This is a genomic window from Rhodococcus sp. NPDC127527 (assembly GCF_042672245.1).
In the GTDB taxonomy this organism is placed as follows: Bacteria; Actinomycetota; Actinomycetes; order Mycobacteriales; family Mycobacteriaceae; genus Rhodococcus_G.
Window position 1 is genome coordinate 78059 of record NZ_JBHXVP010000017.1, and the last position, 17217, is coordinate 95275.

Below are 17217 nucleotides of genomic sequence, written 5' to 3' on the forward strand. Positions count from 1 at the left end.
GGGTCACGGCCAGACCCCGGAGGTGTTCGGAGATGGATTCATGGCTGTACTACGTCTGGCCGGGGCCGATGGAGATGTTGCCGGAGCCCTTGCGGCTTGCGGTGGTGGGCGTTATCAGCCACAGCCCAATCCTTCGCTGAGACGCACGATTAGGGTGAGTCGACCGGCTGGCGTCCACACGCCGACGGCGACGTTCCCCGAACCCAAATGCGTGAGCTTCTCGATCTCTCCCTCGTCGCCGAAGTCGATCGGCAGTGCGATGCGTTCGGACGAGTCGAGGTTCTCGTCGGCGACGATCAATGCGTCCTCGGTGGCGTACACGGCGGCTCGGTCGTCGTTGATCCAGCATCCGGCGAGCCCGAAACCGTACTCGGCGTCGACGTCACTCGCGTCGAGCCGTGAGATCTCCTTCAGGTCCGGCCATGACAGCATCCGTACGGTCTGCGGATCGCTGTACGGGGTGACAAGTAGCCTCGCGCCCGACGGACTGAAGCCCGCGATCACGGGGTCATCTCCTGCGAGGATCTCGGTCAGATGTAGGCGCGATCCCTCGACGTCGACGCGGAAGGCGAGAACACCATCCTGCCCCATGGCGAGCTCGAGAATCGCCGTGTCGTCGGCAGGATGAGGATGCAGGAAGGCGCGAGCACCATCGGCGTCGATCGCCTGGTCGTCGAGGATGGCCCCGGTCCCGGAATCGAGCACGAGCAGCCGGTGTCTCTCGCCGTCCGGGACGGCGACGACGACTAGACCGCCCAGGAGCGCAGCCGCGTCGGCGGGCATTCCGGGCACCGTGACCACTTCCTCTCCGGCGATGACGAGCCCGCCGGCGGAGGCGAGTATGAGCAGATCGAGGCTGGACGCCGCAAGGACGCAGACGTCGCCCTCCATAGGGAACTCTCGCTGCGAATTCTCGGTGAGTCTGTCGTCGAGAAGGCGCACTGCGCCGTCTCGCCACAGCGCGAAACTCAGACGTCCGCCCGTCCCGTCAGCAAAAACGAGACCCGGCATCGGGTCCAGGACGTCGATCACGTCAGCGGAAATGAGCATTCGATCACTGTATCGAGCACGGGAGGTGATGGGCGTTGCCCATTGCTGCCGGCAACTGTGCGGCCTTGACGCAGAACACGAGTCGACCGAATGGCCTTGAGATTCCGTCAGATCCATGGGTCGACGTTAGAAATGTGAGATGGGAAGGTAGGCAGTCGCAGTGCTCTACATGGTCGCACTTGTAGTCACAGTGCTCGCGGTTGGCGCCTTGTTCTTCAGGGACCGTTTCTGGGCGCGACTGGCGGCGAGTATCGAATCGTCCTGGTATTCACGGCCTTCTACTTCCGATTCCTGAAGCGCTCGGCTTCACTGCCGCGCGGTCACCTGACTGAGGGCTGAGAGAGAGCGCAGAACGATCGTCAAACAGGACAGTCGGTAGAAGAGAAGTCGGACAGTTCAAGCGCGCTCGCGGAGGACGCGGGCGGAGACGGACCGGATGGCCCTACGTAGCCGCGAACGTGCTCCGGCGAGAGTCCGCATCTGCGCGCCAACCGATCTGACACATGGTCACCACTCCAGCGTCTCACTGCCCACTCGAACGCGGCCGAAGAACCTTTTCTCTGCGTCTGACCCGTTTCGGTTGTAGCCGTTCATGATTGCCGCGAGCTCGCCGGCGAGGGCTCGTAGCGAAGCGCTGACGGTCTCAACACCATCTTCGCCGTCCCATCCCCAATCCCTGGGGACGCCACGAATCGTGATGTCGATACTGGCATCATGTGGCGTCTCGACGGTGAAGCTGATCCCTCGAGGGGCATCGCCGATTGGGTCCTTGACGGCAACCTGTTCTGATGTAGTAGCCGCTGGGAACGTCACTCGCGCAAGCGCAATGTCTTCGCGGATCATGTCTGCGATTCGCGACAGACCGGCATGCTGGCCGATCCGATCGTGGCGCGAACCGTATGTACGGTCACCGTAGCCGTACTGGGTGCGCGACTGCGACTTGTCAAGAACTCGCTCGAGCATTCTTTCTGCTGCTGCCCGTTCGCTGTCTCCAGTGCGTGGGTGCTCAATCAGATCTCGCAGGCGCATGATGCGAAGGCTCACGTTGTTGGCCACCCACGCAGGGTATCGCGCACCCATCTCCGGTGTACCCAGACCGGATTCCGAGGGGCATATGTGCCTCCCGGTCAGCAGCCGGGTATCGCACCGAACTGAGCGGTACCGACGACCGGATCAAACTGCGGAGTCCGGCCCACACAAGGCGCGTACGCTGACACATCCGCAGGGGTTGGGGAAGTCCTCGCTGGAGGTCGCGCCATGCGCTGTATCGCCGCTCATCGATCGCTGACCAGTACCGTGCTGTCCATCGCCGCACTGGCGCTGGCACTCGCCTCACCCGCCGCGGCGAACGCGAACCCACCCACACCGGCCACCGCGACGACGGTATTCCAGGTTCCGGTCACCTATGTCTCGTACTGCACCGGGGTCGGGTTCATGTGCTGGGTGCCGTACCAAGTGGCCACCGTGACACCAGCCGCGACCACCAGCGCACCCGGCGTGGTGACCTTCTCGGCCACGCCCGCCGCGATGATCAACCCCACGACCGCCGACTGCATCGACGTCTCGATCGGCTGGCGGAACCTGACCACCGGCGCAACCGGCAGCACGGTTCTTCGAGCCGTGACACCCGGGCCCGAAAGCTACAGGCAACCCAGGAAACCCGACGGGTGGTGCCACTACCTCCCCGCGACTGCGGGAACCGGTGGCGGCACCGTCGCCGCCACCGCCGACGTCTACGCTTCCGCCCGCCCAGCCCAACTCGACGCCTGGCCTCAAACACCGATCACCGTGGGTGTCGGCGTCTTCCAAGTCCCCTAGAGACCTCCTGACGACCGACCGAAACGGTGCCCGCGGTCGGTCATAGGGATGGATGGAAATGGAATGGATGGAAGAGAGAGGAGCGCGGCCAGCGCAGCCCCCGTGTGGAGAACCTGCTTAAGTTGGCGGCAGGCCTCCGCACGACGCCGAGGCAACTCTTGGATGGTCTGCTCGTCGCAGAATAATGCGGGTGATCTGCGCTTCGGCGCTACCCCACCGAGAGCATGTTCGCTGGCATAGCCAAGAACTACGCCAGCGACGAGCGAGCTTGGGCCGAGCTGAAGGATGAGCGCCAAGGTGTTGAGCGTGTAGCAAGAGCTGGAAGCTGTACCGATGGGGGAGATCGCAGAGGTGATCGGGGTTGCCCGGAGCGCGCTGTACCGACATCTCACCTGATTGCATTGCAAATCGCGTTTGGCTGGCAGCGGAACGACACGAAACAGCGTGTCGGATTGGGCATCCGCGAGGGCGGTCGGCGTGGTTCATCGGGTACGTCGGCTATCACTTGGTGACCGACGATTCGAACTGTTGACGAACCAGGCCGGCAGAACAACGGCCGATTATTTGTGAGTCAATCGGACGACGGCACTGTAGGGCTGCTGGCCGGGCGCCCAGGGATCGGGCTGCTGAGCGGCGAGGTCTTCATGAGGAACGGGCGGCGAGAGCCGGTTGAGTCGAGCTGCGCCCACGACGATTGATTCGAGGTAGGTCGCATTCCATCCGAGTTCCTCGAAGAACGTGACGCCATTGGCGGGCAGGAATGTCCACGGTGCCCGCCGGAGCAGGCCCTCGTTACGGTCGGCCATCAGTTGAGCCACTCCGGCTGTGCTGAAGTCGAGGCACCATCCGATGATCTCGGGGCGCGTCAACACCGCGGACAAGGCGACTACATCGGCCTCGTCCAGGTACATCACCAGCCCCTCTGAGATCACCAAAGCTCTTGCAGCATCGGTGAGTACCGAGTCGAGAAACGCGATCACAGCGCCGGGGTCGGTGACATCGACCGCGGTCCGAACCAGGCGGCACCGGGGTGTCTCCTCGGCGAGTAGTGCGGACTTTTCGGCGACGAGGTCGGGCAGGTCGACTTCGATCCACACCAGGTCGGTCGGCAATTCCATCCGGTAGGGCCGTGTATCGAGGCCAGCGCCTAGATTGAGCACCAGATTGCATCCGGCGGCGACGGCCGCGGCCACCTGGTCGTCGATGAGTTTGGTGCGGGTCACGAGGAACCAGTCATCGGCCATCCCCTGCCCGGCGACCTCCGCGATCACTCGGCCGCGCTCTCCGGCGAGCCGGTCGGCCAGTGGGTCGCGGAACAACGCATCCGGGCGCGCGGACTCCATGGCTCGATGCGCGGCCACCCATCGCGCGGTGTCCGAAACGTTGGAAACCAGTGGTTGTGAAGACATTTAACCCAGCTCCTTTGGATCGCCCTTGCATCTACCGATTACCTCTACATTTATAGAGGGTCGCGCGCGGGCACGGCAGGCGGTGTGGGCGATGTCACCCGCCAATCCCATGTGTGGGCAATCGAATTCGCAGACAGACCAACTCTCGACGTTCATCTGCCGACTGCAAGAAGACGCAGGTGACCCGCGCGATAGTCGGCATTACAGGGCATTCGCCGGACACACACGGAGGTTCGGACGTTCGGACGCTCCGTCGCTGGTTCGTCGAGCGGTGCGGACTGAGGTCCCCCCCGGACGGCGGACACGGGTCGAAGCAGCTTCGAGGCGGACGGGCTCCTTGTGGCCCGGTTCGACCACTGGGACAACCGAGCCGGCGCCAGGCGGTCGACGAGACTCTGGGGTGGATCGAGGACGAGATCATTGGGTGTTGGTGCGCCCGGTTGATTGAGGTTCGATGGTTTCGCCGACTCGCTCGAAACGAATGGCACGCCATTCTCGAGGCAGAGGCTGGCAACAACCAACCAACTGGATCCATCCATCAGCTAGTCTCGAATCGGTCGGTTCGGTCGGACGGATCCCTTCCCTCCCTCGGGTGTTCACCCACAACAACCATCGGGTACACATCGGCACCGCGAACGACTACTTCACGCGGCGATCGGCGTGGTGTTGTCGCCCCCCGGACCTACGATGTGCCGATGCAGACTGACGACAACGGGACTCGGCCGGCTCTCGACGGCCTGGACGCGTTCTTTGCAGCGGAACTCGGCGAGGACGGACCCAGCGAGCCGAACCTCGAGCTGGCGAACCCGTGTTCTGCCTCGCGGGGTGAGATCCTCTCGATCCAGGACATCCCCGTGATCGAGGACGACCTACTGGCCGGCTTCCAGGAGTAGCCGGCCTATCGGGCACGTTGCACCGGTGACCTGGCAGGGCCAACTGGTCACCACCCCGATCGTGGTGGCACCGGTGGCCGCGCTGTGGTTCGTGCTGGGCCTTCCTGTCGTGTTCGTCGTATGGGCTCTGCCGATCGCAGCTGTGGCGGGATTGCGGATCGGGGTCCGCGCACTGGCCGGTATTCGGATCGCGGTCATGCTCGCGCGGGCGACGGCGCCGCGGCAGTGGCAGTGGCCGTGGCCGTGGCACCAGATGTTCGCCCTCTGCGTCGGGTTCTCCTCGCTGCTGCTCAGCGTCCCGGTGACCGTGTGGCTCGGCGTCGGCGTGGTGCTCGCGCCCTCCCTGATTGCCGGGGGCGGGTACCTGTGCGCGCTGGTCATCTGTCCTCCACTCGACCAGGCGATGGCCGACCTCGCCCGACCCGACGCCCCATGAGGTGACACGGACCCGGGCCGTCGCTCGACTCGCTGTCGCGGAGTGTCGCCGCCGCTTCGGTCGTCGTGCTCGTGTTCATATCCGACAGGTCCACGCCCCGCCGCCCACGCCGGTAGACGAGCGCGTCTCCGTAGAGGCCGCCGTGTGCGCCAGACTTGGATGCATGGACCGAAGCAAGCCGCCTGCGCTCGAGAGCGACATTGCTGCCTGCGAGGCCGCGATTGGGTTCGAGCTTCCCGCTTGGCTAAGGGAGCGGCTGGGGGTCGAGAACGGGTGGACGGTGGACGACAGGGCCGGGCCGACTCGTGAGGAGTGGCGGTTCCTGCCGGTGCTGGATCGCAGCGACCGTAAGTCCCGCACCAGGACGGCGGAGGACATTGCGTGGCACACCCGGCGGCTGCGGGCTATGGCGGACGTGCCGCCGGGCTCGGTCGTCGTGGCCTGCGCGTGGAGCGAGAGCACACGGATGATCCTGTTGCCCGGCACTTCGGACCCGACCCGGCTAGGGCCGATGCTGTGGCGGCAGAACAGGGAAGCGGAGCCGACGGACACCGCGATCGACGCAGGGACGCTGGGACGGTTGCCCGAGCCGGAGCCGGGGTCGCGTTTGCGTGCTCGGGAGGAATTGCCGTCGTTCACCTACCATCCCGACCCGGTTGCGACGGGCGCGATCACCGAGAACCCGACGGTGGTGTGTCCATGCTGTGGGCTTCGGACCGGGTGGGAGCAAGAGGCGATGCCGTACGGCAGAAATGACCAGCCGCAACACTTGTGCCCATGGTGCATCGCTGATGGCAGCGCCCACGCCAGATTCGGGTCGGAGTTCGTCTCCGACATCATGGGCGAGGTCCCGCCCGAAGTCGTGGAGGAGCTGAATTGCCGCACACCCGGTTTCGTAAGCTGGCAGGGCGAGCGGTGGATGGTGTGTTGCGGCGATGCGGCCATGTTCCTTGGTAGCGCGGACTGGGGCCAGCTCCAGCACCTGCCCGATGCCCTGGCATGTTTCACATCCCAGGGCTGGCCCGACGAACGCCTGTGGCCAATGATCGAGAAGGACTGCGAACTGTCCGCCTACCTGTTCCAGTGCCGTCACTGCGGACGCCACCTCGCCTACGCCGACGCATCCTGAGGAACTACAGAGGCACGCACGCACGGAGAGAGAGACACGGAGGTGTTCACCAATGGCGGAGCATGCTGGGCTGCATGCCGATTGGATAGGTTGACCAGTCGGTAATCACACTTTAGGAGGGTTCCAAATCACATAGATTCGGAGCAGTTCCAGTAGCGGTTGTGCGGTTCGAGTCCGCTACGTCGAGGTGGCCTGCTGGAGCGGTGTCGCCGCTCCGCGGATGAACGATATGTCTCGTGTGTGTCGATCTCTCGGGTGGAGATGAGCCCGGGGCTACTCTGCTTTTCGTGAAGGCTGGATGGATCACACCTGCAACGCGGCCTTTTGGCTCCTCGGTCCTGCTCGTCGCAGCCGGACTCGGCGTGGCGTGTAGTGCACCGGGGTCACTGACCGCCTCCTTCTTCTCGTCGAGCGGTCCGGCGCCAGCAGAGTGGTGCGCGGGCGACCGCCGCGGGCTGATGCGAGGAAGGCGCTGCGCTCGAGCCTGCAGGGCACGTTCATCGGCGTGGCTCGATCCGGCCCTGACCGACCGCGACGACGTCGACGCGCTGCCGAACTCGGTCCCCGAACCGCACCTCGGACCGTGCGAGGTCAGCACCGCGGTGAACTCGCCGCGTAGCAACCGGCCCGACGTGCTGATGCCGGTGCATCGGTGACCTGGCAGGGCCAACTGGTCACCACCCCGATCGTGGTGGCACCGGTGGCCGCGCTGTGGTTCGTGCTCGGCCTTCCTGCCATGTTCGTCGTATGGGCTCTGCCGATCGCAACTGTGGCCGGATTGCTGATCGGGGTCTGCGCACTGGCCGGTACTCGGATCGCGGTCATGCTCGCGCGGGCGACGACGCCGCAGCAGTGGCAGTAGCAGTGGCAGTGGCAACAGATGTTCGCCCTCTGCGTCGGGTTCTCCACGCTGCTGCTCAGCGTCCCGGTGACCGTATTGCGTGCAGGTCCGCCACGAACTCCACCAGCCACGGCGGGCCCTCCGGCGGCTGATCGGCTATGAAGCCTTCCTATTCGGACGTCACCTGACCATCGTGTCGGATCACCGCGGCAGTATGAATGCCCATCGGCAGCGATGCCCGACGCAGATGCCATGGGCACAGCAAGAAACCTCTGGAGGGTGCCAGGAAGGGTGGAGTACAGACGCTCCCATCCTCGAACGGGGAACTTCAGCAGTCCCTTCCCGGCACCCTCCGAAGGTGCCTGTGAGCATCTAGCTCAACTCGTGTGAGCTGTTCTACGGGCGAGAGCTTGATCCGCGTCTCTCGTCAGCCCTTGCTGGCTGATTCGAGACTCGACCAGCCGGCGCCTTGGCTGGATGCCGTGTCCAGTCCGGTCACGGTCATCGAGGTGAGGCCTGCTACGAGGTTGACCAGTCCATTCCAGTAGGTCGCAAACATAGTTGTCATCCTCCTTTCTCAGGACAGGGAGTGCAGGAACGTGGTGAGGGGTCCGTTGACCCCCGTCCAGGTCTGCGCGATATTCGACATCAGATCTGCAGAGAACGCTTGAGTTGGCATGTCGTCCTTCCTGTCAGAATCCGACAGACAACTGCAGGCCCACGAACCCCGCGCCCAGCAGCATGGGCAGCGCTTGCGCCACCGTCTGTCCCAACGAGCCGGTTGACTCAGCTATCGATCCCATCGTTTCCTTCACATCCCATCCGAGTAGCTGTTGGTGGACATCGTGTTCAGGCTGTCGAGCGATCCGCCTACGGCGGGTATCACTCCAAGGCCCAAGTTCAGCAACGCGTTGGCGAGGGCGCCGAGCATCGATCCTCCTTACGGTGCGGTGAAGTAGAAGCCGTACGCCGAGTTCTTACTCGGGTGCTTGTGGGCGTTGAACACTGCCGAGTCGATGTGCGTCGACCCGCCGGTGGTGGCGGTCGCCCAAGGGTTCGGGCTGGTGGCGGTGCCGGCGAAGGCGAGGGCGGCCGCGGATGCGAGTGTGCTGCGCCGATGATTCCAGTCTTCTTGATCCCCATGGTGTGGGTACCTTTCATTGAAGCTATCGAATCTCGTGGTGGTAGTGCACTGTGCGGCTCGAGTGTGTGACCTCGGTTTGCACGCCCACCCGTTCCGATGCCTCGGACCGGCGCACCCCCTGCCGTCGAGCAGGGTGAATTCGTGAGGTGCCCTTCCGTCCTGGCTGTCACGCCAAGAGCCGAAAGAGGTCCGGTTGGTGGATCATTCAGCGCTTCGACTGTCCGACCGACACTCGGTCCGGACGCCGCCGCGGCAGTCGATCGGTATCGAGATCCCCCGATTCCCGCTCTTCGCAAGTGAATTCACGGCCAGGTCCGTGGTGACCGTGCGTCCATGGGGCTCCTCGATCTCGTGTGACGGTGCACGCGCGAAACGATCGCTTTCAGGTATGTGGTGGATCACTCGATCTCTGAGTGGGGAGGTTACTCACGGCTGGAGCGGCCTGTCCGTGGAATCGAATAAATAACCGGTCAACCGGTATTGAAAAGTTTGTCTACCCCCCTGACGCCTCCGGTGAGCAGGGGATTCATCCACCAGATCAATCGATGGGCGACCGGCCGTCGATTCCCCGCTTTGGCGCGAAATGTAGACAAAATAGATAAAGGAGACACCTGTCGCCGATGTGAAGGAAGTGCAGGTATGCACCTGGTCGTGATTCACGCGGGTTGTTCTCGAGGCCTGGTTGAGTGGGGATGGCCGATCGGTCGTCAGATGTCCATCCTCGGAGGGACGGGTCGGTCTTGCGCCGGACGATGCACGTCATGTCGTAACTCATGTCAAAACCCGGACGGTTGGCATGTTCGGGTCTACCCTCCGTAAAATTGTGCAGGCGTTGAGTTTTGAATCGACGGTTTCGAGAAGGTTCGTGCACCGCCAGTCCGTGTCCGAGGTCTACCTCACGGACAGTGATCCTTCGGACGGGGTCGACTGATTCCGTCTCGGTGCTCAGTGGCCGCGTCAGCACGCCTTCTATCGAACGTGCACCGACCGCTACGACACGATGCTGCTGGCGAAACGGCTCGGCATGTGCGCCATCTACCTGGCGCACATGCATTACTCCGTACCCCTCGCTCACCGGTTCACGATGCAGACCATGCGCGTCGAGTCGAATCTGGACAGGTTGACGGTCGGAGCCCGCCCCGCCGACGTTGTCATCGACGCGCGGGTGACCGAGCAGGCCCGCCGGAGAGGTCGACTGTCAGCCTTCAGTGTTGATGTCGACTCCCGCATCGACGGTGAGGTGGCGGGGCGTGCGCTGGCGGCGGCGAACGTCCTCACGGTGGACGAGTACGAGCGGGTGCGGTGGAGCGGAGACCGCGCACCGTCAGTCGGTCGCATCCCACAACCGGATCCGGTCTCGCCGGCCGCGGTGTGTGCCCCAGACACTCGGGCAGTGGTCTTGGGTGTACACCCTTCGGGCCCGGGCCGGGGGAGATGGCCGCTTCGGGTCGATCTGACCCACCCTGTGTTGTTCGACCATCCGTCCGATCACGTGCCCGGCGCCGTTGTTCTCGAGGCGGCTCGCCAGAGCGCTCGGCCGGCCTGCGCCGACGTCGAGTCCCTCGCGATGACGTTCCGCCGGTTTCTCGAATTGGACGAGCCAACCATCGTGGCTACCACCCTCCGGCGCGAAGAGGAGGGCTGCGTCGACGTCGAGTTCTCGCAGACGAAGGCATCCGGCACCGTGCGTCTGTCTCCATCAACAGCCGGCAACGGTCACCCGGACGTCGGATCCCACCGCGCATGACGGTATCGATCGATCTTGTGCCGACGTCGGGGAGCGACGATCGCCGACAGAATGAACGACAGCATCTGGTCGAGTCGGGCCTCGAGGTCGTCGCGCTGGGTGAGCACGTTCGACACGAGCTGGACCCCGGTGAAGGCCGCGACGAAGTAGCGCGCGAGTACCGCGGGATCGACCGTATCGAGAACGTCACCTTCTTCGATCGCGGAACGGAACACCGAGTCGACACCGTCGATCCAGTCGACGTACGGCTGCGGAGGTCCGACGTCGGCGCTCATCTCGATAGTGAGGCGGATGCCCGCTCGAACGATGGGATCCTCGACGATCTGGCGACCCATCTCGTAGCACAGCATCACCAGCTGTTCGAGGGCCGGTGCCTCCGTCTGTCGGATCCGACCGACCGCTGTCATCGAGATCGCATGCTGCTCCTCGATGACGACAGCAGCGAGATCGTCCTTCGACTTGAAGTGAAAGTACAACGCGCCCTTGGTGACTCTGGACAGATCGACGATCTCGGCCAGGCTGGCGCGCTCGTACCCGGTTTCGTCGAACCGCTCGGCGGCGGCCTTGATGATCTGTTGCCGAGTCGCGATCGCTCGCTCCTGCTTGACCACTACGTCAATGCCCTCTCTTGTCGACCCCAGATCGGATATACCACGACCACCCTCTCGGTCGCCGACCGTCCGGGCCCCATCCGATGACGCCGGAATCCGGTGGGCGGAGCAGTCACCTCGGTCATGTCGCAGTAATCGGGGCGTCCGGTTTCATCGGCGCTGCCACTCTACGGGCCTTGGTTGCGGCCGGCGGCGAGGTGACCGCTGTGGTGAGGCGCCCTCCGCCGGCCCCGCTAGCCGAAGTCCGCTACCAACAGGCAGATCTCGGTGACCTACGAACGCTGGCGCGAACGTTCGAGGGTGTCGACGTGATCGTTCGCGCCGCCGGATACACGGGCGCGGACGAGGACCTGTGCGAGCAGGTCAACTACGTCGGGACCCGGAACGTGCTCGCGGCGGCATCTGCCCACGGGATCGACTTCGTCATCAACCTCTGCACCATCGGTGTCTTCGGCCCGGGTCCGTTCACCGACGTTCTCGAAGACACCCGAGAACCGAATCCAGTCACAGCCGTCAATGCCACCCGCGCGGCAGCCGACCGGATCGTCCGCGCCCACGGCGGCACCACAGTCCGACCCGGCTTCATCGACGGGCACCGCGATCGCTGGTTCCTGCCTGGCCTCCGTCACATCCTCGGCGAGACACGCGCCTGGGTCGACGGCGGTGCCGCACTGCTGTCGATCATCTCCGTCGACGAGCTCGGCGCCCTGATCGCGGACCTGGCGATGACCTGCTCCGCCGACGACAGAGGCGCCCTGTTTCACGCAGCCCACCCTGAACCGCGTTCGGTGTTCGACATCGCAACGGAACTGGCCGGCAAGGATCTGATCGTCCCCGACGCCCGCTGCACGTATGCGGAGGCGCTGGCCCGCGCGGCCACGGCCGGCCTCACCGCTCGACACATCGACCTCGTCGGCCGAGACCACACCATCAACCCGACCAGATTGTGGCACCGAACCGGACGAGTGCCAATGTCCGGGTGACGGTTCCCGGCTGCTCGAGAAGACCGCTGAGGTCGATGCTCAGCGGTTCGAGGGGGTGTTCATCAGTTGCAGGTCCTTTCAGCGGTGCGAGCTGTTCTTGCCTGGTCACTGAATGTTGGGTGCGGTGTGGCCGGTGAAAGGTTCCCGGCGGAACCCGGGTCTCTCCAGGAATCGTGGTGGGTCACCCCGCGCGAAAAACCTTTTGGCACCATAAGATTCACAGCTTCACGAGCGTTTGTATGGTGCTTCCTCATTCCGCCGCAGTAAACGAGGACGGCCACTGTCTGGCTTCGGCCCGACTTCGCCGTTCACGCCCTCAATCCGTCCGCGGCGATGTTCGGGTTCGCCCATGCCGGCGGCTCGAGGCTCGGCAGTGCGCGCTCCCCATCGAGGCTCGTCACCACGATGCCCTGCGACCACGGGAAGTGCAGGCTGAACGCGACCAGTCCGGTGCGCTCGGTTGCGGGCTGGGTGCACATCTCCAGCACGGTCTGTGCGAGGTACTCCACTGGTTCGGTGGCGTAGCCGTCTGGCAGCAGCGCCGCCGCACCCGGCGTCATGATCGCCGTTGACGGCCCGACCACGTTGACGGCGATGTTGTCGCCCTGAACCTCTGCCGCCAATCCCTGTGTGAACCGGTGCAGTGCCGCCTTCGCCGCCGCGTAGATCACGTCACCGGAGGTTTTGTTGTACTCGCGGAACGGCCGAATTGGCGCTAGACCGGTGGACGAGCCGACATTCACGATCCAACCACCACCGGCCTCGCGCATGCGAGGAATCACCGCCTGCGACAACAGGAACGGAATCTTCAGGTAGTGCTCGACGGTGCGGTCGAAGGTGGCCTCTTCCATCGATTCGATCGAGGAGTAGTCGGCGAAGCCGGCGTTGTTGACGAGGATGTCGACGCCTCCGACGGCATCGACGGCGGCATCGACCAGCCCGGCGCGCTGCACCGGGTCCTCCAGGTCCGCCGCGATCGCGACGGCCCGGCCTCCGGCGCGCTCGATCAACTCGACCGTCTCGTCCAGAGTGCCCTCGAGCATGTGCTCATGTCCGTCCCGAACCGACCTCGACGGTGTCGTCGAGCGTGCGGTGACGACCACCGCGGCGCCCTCCGCGGCCAGGCGCTGCGCGATCGCCCGCCCGATCCCTCGACTGCTTCCCGTCACCAGCGCGGTGCGCCCGGTCAATCGCTTTGTCATGTCGTTCCCATGTCTGTACGTGAGGAATACGCATCCCAGTTGTCATCGTTCCGTCGCGGCGTGCCCGCGCGACCCTCGGCGCCGACTTGCCGAAGCCGGGGTTGAGGATCCGGCGGGTCAGATGCCACAGCTTCTTCCCCTTGCCCGGTCTGTGACAGTTGCGGAGAATCCCGCTCACGCTAAGTCGCCCAACTCGCCCACCGATGCCCGTTTCCCGTTGCGCGGGAAATCACGTCGAGCGTTCTGCCAGACCGTCGGCTTCCTCGAACTGTTCGTTGGTGGTTGTCTCTTGTCGGTGGACCGCTCTGCTCCGGTGATTGGCTCCAGAACGACGCGGATGAGCACGGACTTACCCCGGATGAGCACGCAGAGCGGGTGTTCGCTCAGATCGCCGTGGGCAGATACTGGGTGGTTCGGATGTGGACCGTGCCCGAGGACGTCGCCGAAACGCCCGCAGCACCCTCGTAATCGGCGCCACAGGGCTGTAAGTCACCTCGCTACGTCCTGGTGTCAGGATCATCGAGCGGCCAGCCTGCGGCTGCGAGCACGGCTCTGACCCGGGTGATGTCCTCGTCGGACGGCTCGTCGTGAGTGAGGTGCTCGGGAGCTCACCGACCTCCGCTCGGGTGACGGCGGGGTCCTGGTCTTGACCGCGTGACTCGGCAAGGGTGACGGCGACGTCGGGCGTAACCCTCCCGCACGATGAGACAACTCCGGCAACATGTCTTCAGCCCAGGGTTACGGTGCCCCTCGTGCACCTGGTACCCGACCTACTGGACGGCGACGACATGTCGTTCCACATGACGCCGCGGCAGATGCGGCTCGCGCATCTGTCCGCATGCACACTCGCCGACAACGCCTACGACGACATCGAGAGGCACGGTGACGGGCCGGTGACTCGAGACATGTTCTGGTCGGTGTTCGCTGCGTTCCCGCCGGCGACGTGGGGTGAGGGCGAGCGGTGGCGGCGGCAGGTGGCCCGGTCATTCGACGACCTCGCCGAAGATATCGACGACGGCCGCCAGCCTCTGCCGACGTGCACGGCCGAGGAGATGGCCTTGCACCTGATCCTCCGTCGGGCCCGAGCCCTTCATCTCGACGGCGAACTCGACGACCAAATCGCGCCAATCCCTGAGCATCCTCAGGACACCCAGTGGGACGGTCCCCTGGACAGCCTGTTCGAAGACCGCGACGTTCTGTTGCTCTTCGATGAACAGCCGCCAGGTGACGGGGTCAACCTCGAGCCACTGCACTGGTTCGACCCGTTCATCGCCGATCGCGGACGTGACCCCGACCGAGGATTCCGCCGCTGACGGCACGCCATGCGGATCGACCAGTGAGCTCTGCTCGGTGTATCGACCCGAGTCCTTCCCCCGCGCTCGGGGCAGCCACGGGAACCCCGCACATCCCCAGACTGAACACAGGCGCCAACGCCGACCACCGCGCAGGCGACCTCCATGACCACGACCGTCGCGCCGTACCGCCTTCACTGGTACCGGGAGTTCTGGGTCCCCCGAGTTTCGGCCAGTTCTACCGCAGCCTCCTACTTAGACTCCCGTGAGCTGGGCGGCCTGCGCGCCGTCGATCGACTCGCGGATCACGTCCGCGTGACCGGCGTGTCGGGCCTGCTCCTCGATCTGGTGCAGCAGCAACCACCGCACGTCGTGAACGCCCACGTCGAACCACTGCGCAACCTCGGCCGGGATGACGGGCCGGCGGGTGAGATCGTCCTCGGCTCGAACCCGCGCCGCCATCCGCGCGGCCACTGCGTCCTGCCGGGCGAGCAGGGTCGAGACTGTCTCCTCCGTGGACACCTGCCAGCCGGCCAGCCAGCCGGCGACCGGGTCGGGATCGGCGTCGCTCGAATCGCCGGTGAGCAGCGCGAGGGCCTGCTCCTCGCCGCGGACAACGTGTTTCAGCAGTGCGGCCAGGCTCATCGAGCTGGCGCTGGGCACACTTCGGGCCTGGTCTTCGGTGAGCCCGGAGAGGGCGCCGCGCAGGGCCGCGCGTTGGCGGGCCAGCAGGCCGAGGAGGACGTCGCGTTCGTCGGGGGTAGTCATGGACCCAGCGTGGCAGCGATTGCAGACGATATCGGTCCTCGATCGGCGAGCTGGGCGGAGATTTCGGATCCCCGGCTGACGAGATCGTCGTCACGTACCGGCCCGAGGGAGCGCCCAGCATCTTGGACATCTACAAGGGGCCCTAACCCCGCGCATGCAGAAGGCCCGGCCGCAATCGGGGACCGGGCCTTCTGGGTGTTCGGGTCAGTGGCTGCTGCCGTTGTTGAAGTGGTAGCCGCCGTTGCCGTTGCCGCCCGGGTTGCCGTTCGCGCCGGGGCCGCGGCCGTCGGTGCCGGGCTCGACGTGGTTGGTCTTGGTATGCACGATGTCGTAGTTGACGCTCGTGTCGGCTGCGTTCGGGAAGATGCGGTAGGTGAAGACGTTCTTGTCGAGCTGGGTGATCGGGACGACACGCTGGAAGAGAACCTGGCCGGCGTCGTTCTTCGCGTTGATCCAGCGCTCGGAGCCGTCGGGGGTAACGGTCCAGTCGCCGTGCAGCTTGGGGCTGTCGTTGAGGTTGTACATCGTGTACGTGCCATCTGCCTTGAAGTAGGCCCAGCCCACGAAGTTCGAGACGGCCGGGTTGTCGAGGGCGACGCGGTTGCCGTCCTGGTCGATCGCGCTGGTGGTCTTCCACGGGGTCGAGGCGAGCACGTCCGAGGGGGTCTGCGCGACGCGGAACGAGGCGACGGACCCCGGCGCGGCGGGTGCGGCGGCAGCGGCGGTCGTCGGGGCGATCGCGAGTGCGGCGAGCACGACGGTCGAGGCGGCGACAGCGGTACGGCGGGAGATCAGCGAGGTGATGTTCATGTCCGCCACGTTACGAATCGGGCCCAGAGGGCCACATCATCCGATCGGCTATTACTCGGGCACCGAACGGATGATCCGGAGCAGGATGCAGGGACGCCCCGGCTGTGCGGCCGGGGCGTTCCTCGCGCTGGGTCTTCGTGCGATCAGCTCTTCGACCAGCCGACATCGCGCTCATCCCAACGCAGTCGAGCCGTTCTGACCACACGTCACCAATTAGGGAACCGCCTGGGCGCCAACTCGCTGCTCGGCACCAACGTGTTCGGTCGCCGGGCGGGCATCGCCGCCGCGGCGCACGTCGAGAACTCCGACTTCGTGCCGCTGCAGGAGAACCTGGAGAAGTTGGTCGAGTGCATGTCGTTGACCGATTCACGGACCGTCGTTGCAGCCGTACGGAATTGAGTTCTCTCGTGAAGTCGCATGTGGACCTCAACGCACGAAGCGGAGAGAGACGCCTCACTCAGGCGGGCGATGGATGGAGAGAGGAGAGAGAAGAGGGAAGACGCGCCACGGCCATGAGCGTCTGACTAACTGACCTACGGATGGATCGGTGAGATGGATGTTCACGAATCGCGGGTCACATTGGGCTCCAAGTGGATTGGCTAGGTTGACCGGTTGGTGATTACACTTAGAGAGGGCTCAAGATCACACAAACTTGGGTCTGTTCCAGCGGCGGGTGGGCGAATCGCTGTCCTCGCGGCGATCGGCTCGTGTCGGTGAGGCCCTCGGCGATCAGCTGGCAAAGCTGTTGCTGGCCGGTGAGATTCACGACGGCGACACGGTGCCGGTGAACGTCTCCGTCGACGGCGAGGGACTGGTGCTCGGATAGCGCAACGGCGGGATCGTCATGTTTCGGTGACGATCCCGCCGTCGTGTAGAGATGCCACAGGCGCGTGGTCCGGGAGGGGATCCGACGGACCACGCGCCTGCGTCTTTCAGCAACCCGACTCTGGCTCGTGAGGGGCGAGGCCGTGTTTCGGTCGGGTGCGTTGGGGGTGGGGCGGATCAGCCGAGGCTGAAGGGCTGTCCCCACAGGGTGACGGTGCTCTGCACGTTCGCGGTGCTGACGATGACCTTGACGTAGCTG

The 17217-nt window shown here is 64.9% G+C and carries 18 protein-coding genes and 4 pseudogenes; 12 read left to right on the forward strand and 10 right to left on the reverse strand.

Going from position 1 to position 17217, the window contains the following annotated elements; all coding sequences use genetic code 11:
• Positions 1-114: 114 nt before the first annotated feature.
• Positions 115-1167: a hypothetical protein gene (locus ACFVH2_RS22440; protein ID WP_378426992.1), complete on the reverse strand. Its 1053-nt coding sequence runs from the start codon at positions 1165-1167 to the stop codon at positions 115-117.
• 390 nt (positions 1168-1557) lie between these two features.
• Positions 1558-2106, reverse strand: coding sequence for a hypothetical protein (locus ACFVH2_RS22445; protein WP_378426991.1), 549 nt, complete (start codon positions 2104-2106; stop codon positions 1558-1560).
• A 201-nt stretch (positions 2107-2307) separates the two neighbouring features.
• Here ACFVH2_RS22445 and ACFVH2_RS22450 point away from each other — a divergent pair, with 201 nt between their 5' ends.
• Positions 2308-2868: a hypothetical protein gene (locus tag ACFVH2_RS22450; RefSeq protein ID WP_378426990.1), complete on the forward strand. Its 561-nt coding sequence runs from the start codon at positions 2308-2310 to the stop codon at positions 2866-2868.
• Between the two features lie 560 nt (positions 2869-3428).
• On the opposite strand, the gene ACFVH2_RS22455 is transcribed toward ACFVH2_RS22450, so the two are convergent.
• Entirely contained in the window at positions 3429-4277 is an 849-nt protein-coding gene (locus tag ACFVH2_RS22455) for a class I SAM-dependent methyltransferase (RefSeq protein ID WP_378426988.1), read from the reverse strand.
• A 695-nt stretch (positions 4278-4972) separates the two neighbouring features.
• Between ACFVH2_RS22455 and ACFVH2_RS22460 the strand changes: the two genes are divergently transcribed.
• From ACFVH2_RS22460 to ACFVH2_RS22480, 5 genes and pseudogenes are all read left to right on the forward strand, one after another.
• Positions 4973-5170, forward strand: a complete 198-nt coding sequence (locus ACFVH2_RS22460; protein WP_378426986.1) for a hypothetical protein — start codon at positions 4973-4975, stop codon at positions 5168-5170.
• Positions 5171-5195: 25 nt separating this feature from the next.
• Positions 5196-5606 (forward strand): hypothetical protein, encoded by a 411-nt coding sequence (locus ACFVH2_RS22465; protein ID WP_378426984.1) that lies wholly within the window; start codon positions 5196-5198, stop codon positions 5604-5606.
• Between the two features lie 163 nt (positions 5607-5769).
• Positions 5770-6735: a CbrC family protein gene (locus ACFVH2_RS22470; RefSeq protein ID WP_378426982.1), complete on the forward strand. Its 966-nt coding sequence runs from the start codon at positions 5770-5772 to the stop codon at positions 6733-6735.
• Positions 6736-7241: 506 nt separating this feature from the next.
• Positions 7242-7391, forward strand: a pseudogene (locus ACFVH2_RS22475) (SOS response-associated peptidase); the annotation flags it as partial.
• Complete coding sequence (locus ACFVH2_RS22480; RefSeq protein WP_378426980.1) at positions 7388-7597, forward strand: hypothetical protein; 210 nt, start codon at positions 7388-7390, stop codon at positions 7595-7597. The pseudogene ACFVH2_RS22475 and the gene ACFVH2_RS22480, both read left to right, overlap by 4 nt.
• A 406-nt stretch (positions 7598-8003) precedes the next feature.
• Here the strand turns inward: ACFVH2_RS22480 and ACFVH2_RS22485 are convergent, their stop codons facing one another.
• Positions 8004-8144 (reverse strand): hypothetical protein, encoded by a 141-nt coding sequence (locus ACFVH2_RS22485; RefSeq protein WP_378426978.1) that lies wholly within the window; start codon positions 8142-8144, stop codon positions 8004-8006.
• Between the two features lie 430 nt (positions 8145-8574).
• Between ACFVH2_RS22485 and ACFVH2_RS22490 the strand changes: the two genes are divergently transcribed.
• Entirely contained in the window at positions 8575-8697 is a 123-nt protein-coding gene (locus ACFVH2_RS22490) for a hypothetical protein (RefSeq protein WP_378426976.1), read from the forward strand.
• A 966-nt stretch (positions 8698-9663) separates the two neighbouring features.
• A pseudogene (locus ACFVH2_RS22495) lies at positions 9664-10467 on the forward strand (ScbA/BarX family gamma-butyrolactone biosynthesis protein); the annotation flags it as partial.
• On the opposite strand, the gene ACFVH2_RS22500 reads toward ACFVH2_RS22495, so the two are convergent.
• On the reverse strand, positions 10437-11078 hold the full coding sequence (locus tag ACFVH2_RS22500) for a ScbR family autoregulator-binding transcription factor (protein ID WP_378426974.1): 642 nt from the start codon (positions 11076-11078) through the stop codon (positions 10437-10439). The pseudogene ACFVH2_RS22495 and the gene ACFVH2_RS22500 overlap by 31 nt on opposite strands.
• 83 nt (positions 11079-11161) lie before the next feature.
• Here ACFVH2_RS22500 and ACFVH2_RS22505 point away from each other — a divergent pair, with 83 nt between their 5' ends.
• Entirely contained in the window at positions 11162-12061 is a 900-nt protein-coding gene (locus ACFVH2_RS22505) for an NAD-dependent epimerase/dehydratase family protein (RefSeq protein ID WP_378426972.1), read from the forward strand.
• Positions 12062-12369: 308 nt separating this feature from the next.
• Here ACFVH2_RS22505 and ACFVH2_RS22510 read toward each other — a convergent pair whose 3' ends face one another.
• Together ACFVH2_RS22510 and ACFVH2_RS22515 are read right to left on the reverse strand one after the other, a co-directional pair.
• Entirely contained in the window at positions 12370-13263 is an 894-nt protein-coding gene (locus tag ACFVH2_RS22510; protein ID WP_378426970.1) for an SDR family NAD(P)-dependent oxidoreductase, read from the reverse strand.
• Positions 13264-13760: 497 nt separating this feature from the next.
• A pseudogene (locus tag ACFVH2_RS22515) lies at positions 13761-13853 on the reverse strand (DUF3349 domain-containing protein); the annotation flags it as partial.
• 210 nt (positions 13854-14063) lie between these two features.
• Between ACFVH2_RS22515 and ACFVH2_RS22520 the strand changes: the two are divergent.
• Positions 14064-14576, forward strand: a complete 513-nt coding sequence (locus ACFVH2_RS22520) for a hypothetical protein (protein ID WP_378426968.1) — start codon at positions 14064-14066, stop codon at positions 14574-14576.
• Positions 14577-14810: 234 nt separating this feature from the next.
• Here ACFVH2_RS22520 and ACFVH2_RS22525 read toward each other — a convergent pair whose 3' ends face one another.
• Entirely contained in the window at positions 14811-15323 is a 513-nt protein-coding gene (locus ACFVH2_RS22525; RefSeq protein WP_378426966.1) for a DUF664 domain-containing protein, read from the reverse strand.
• A 204-nt stretch (positions 15324-15527) separates the two neighbouring features.
• Positions 15528-16133, reverse strand: a complete 606-nt coding sequence (locus tag ACFVH2_RS22530; protein WP_378426964.1) for a DUF4822 domain-containing protein — start codon at positions 16131-16133, stop codon at positions 15528-15530.
• Positions 16134-16388: 255 nt separating this feature from the next.
• On the opposite strand from ACFVH2_RS22530, the gene ACFVH2_RS22535 reads away from it, so the two are divergent.
• Both ACFVH2_RS22535 and ACFVH2_RS22540 read left to right on the forward strand, forming a co-directional pair.
• Entirely contained in the window at positions 16389-16532 is a 144-nt protein-coding gene (locus tag ACFVH2_RS22535; protein ID WP_378426962.1) for a hypothetical protein, read from the forward strand.
• Positions 16533-16842: 310 nt separating this feature from the next.
• A pseudogene (locus ACFVH2_RS22540) lies at positions 16843-16959 on the forward strand (hypothetical protein); the annotation flags it as partial.
• 176 nt (positions 16960-17135) lie between these two features.
• Here ACFVH2_RS22540 and ACFVH2_RS22545 read toward each other — a convergent pair.
• The coding region (locus tag ACFVH2_RS22545; protein ID WP_378428147.1) for an MspA family porin at positions 17136-17217 on the reverse strand (82 nt) is incomplete at its 5' end.

Bases quoted from the DNA above. Each gene is read 5' to 3' on its own strand.
- ACFVH2_RS22440 (WP_378426992.1), bottom strand. From the start codon at position 1,167: ATGGATCTGACGGAATCTCAAGGCCATTCGGTCGACTCGTGTTCTGCG.
- ACFVH2_RS22450 (WP_378426990.1), top strand. From the start codon at position 2,308: ATGCGCTGTATCGCCGCTCATCGATCGCTGACCAGTACCGTGCTGTCC.
- ACFVH2_RS22455 (WP_378426988.1), bottom strand. From the start codon at position 4,277: ATGTCTTCACAACCACTGGTTTCCAACGTTTCGGACACCGCGCGATGG.
- ACFVH2_RS22460 (WP_378426986.1), top strand. From the start codon at position 4,973: ATGCAGACTGACGACAACGGGACTCGGCCGGCTCTCGACGGCCTGGAC.
- ACFVH2_RS22470 (WP_378426982.1), top strand. From the start codon at position 5,770: ATGGACCGAAGCAAGCCGCCTGCGCTCGAGAGCGACATTGCTGCCTGC.
- ACFVH2_RS22485 (WP_378426978.1), bottom strand. From the start codon at position 8,144: ATGACAACTATGTTTGCGACCTACTGGAATGGACTGGTCAACCTCGTA.
- ACFVH2_RS22505 (WP_378426972.1), top strand. From the start codon at position 11,162: ATGACGCCGGAATCCGGTGGGCGGAGCAGTCACCTCGGTCATGTCGCA.
- ACFVH2_RS22510 (WP_378426970.1), bottom strand. From the start codon at position 13,263: ATGACAAAGCGATTGACCGGGCGCACCGCGCTGGTGACGGGAAGCAGT.
- ACFVH2_RS22520 (WP_378426968.1), top strand. From the start codon at position 14,064: ATGACGCCGCGGCAGATGCGGCTCGCGCATCTGTCCGCATGCACACTC.
- ACFVH2_RS22525 (WP_378426966.1), bottom strand. From the start codon at position 15,323: ATGACTACCCCCGACGAACGCGACGTCCTCCTCGGCCTGCTGGCCCGC.
- ACFVH2_RS22530 (WP_378426964.1), bottom strand. From the start codon at position 16,133: ATGAACATCACCTCGCTGATCTCCCGCCGTACCGCTGTCGCCGCCTCG.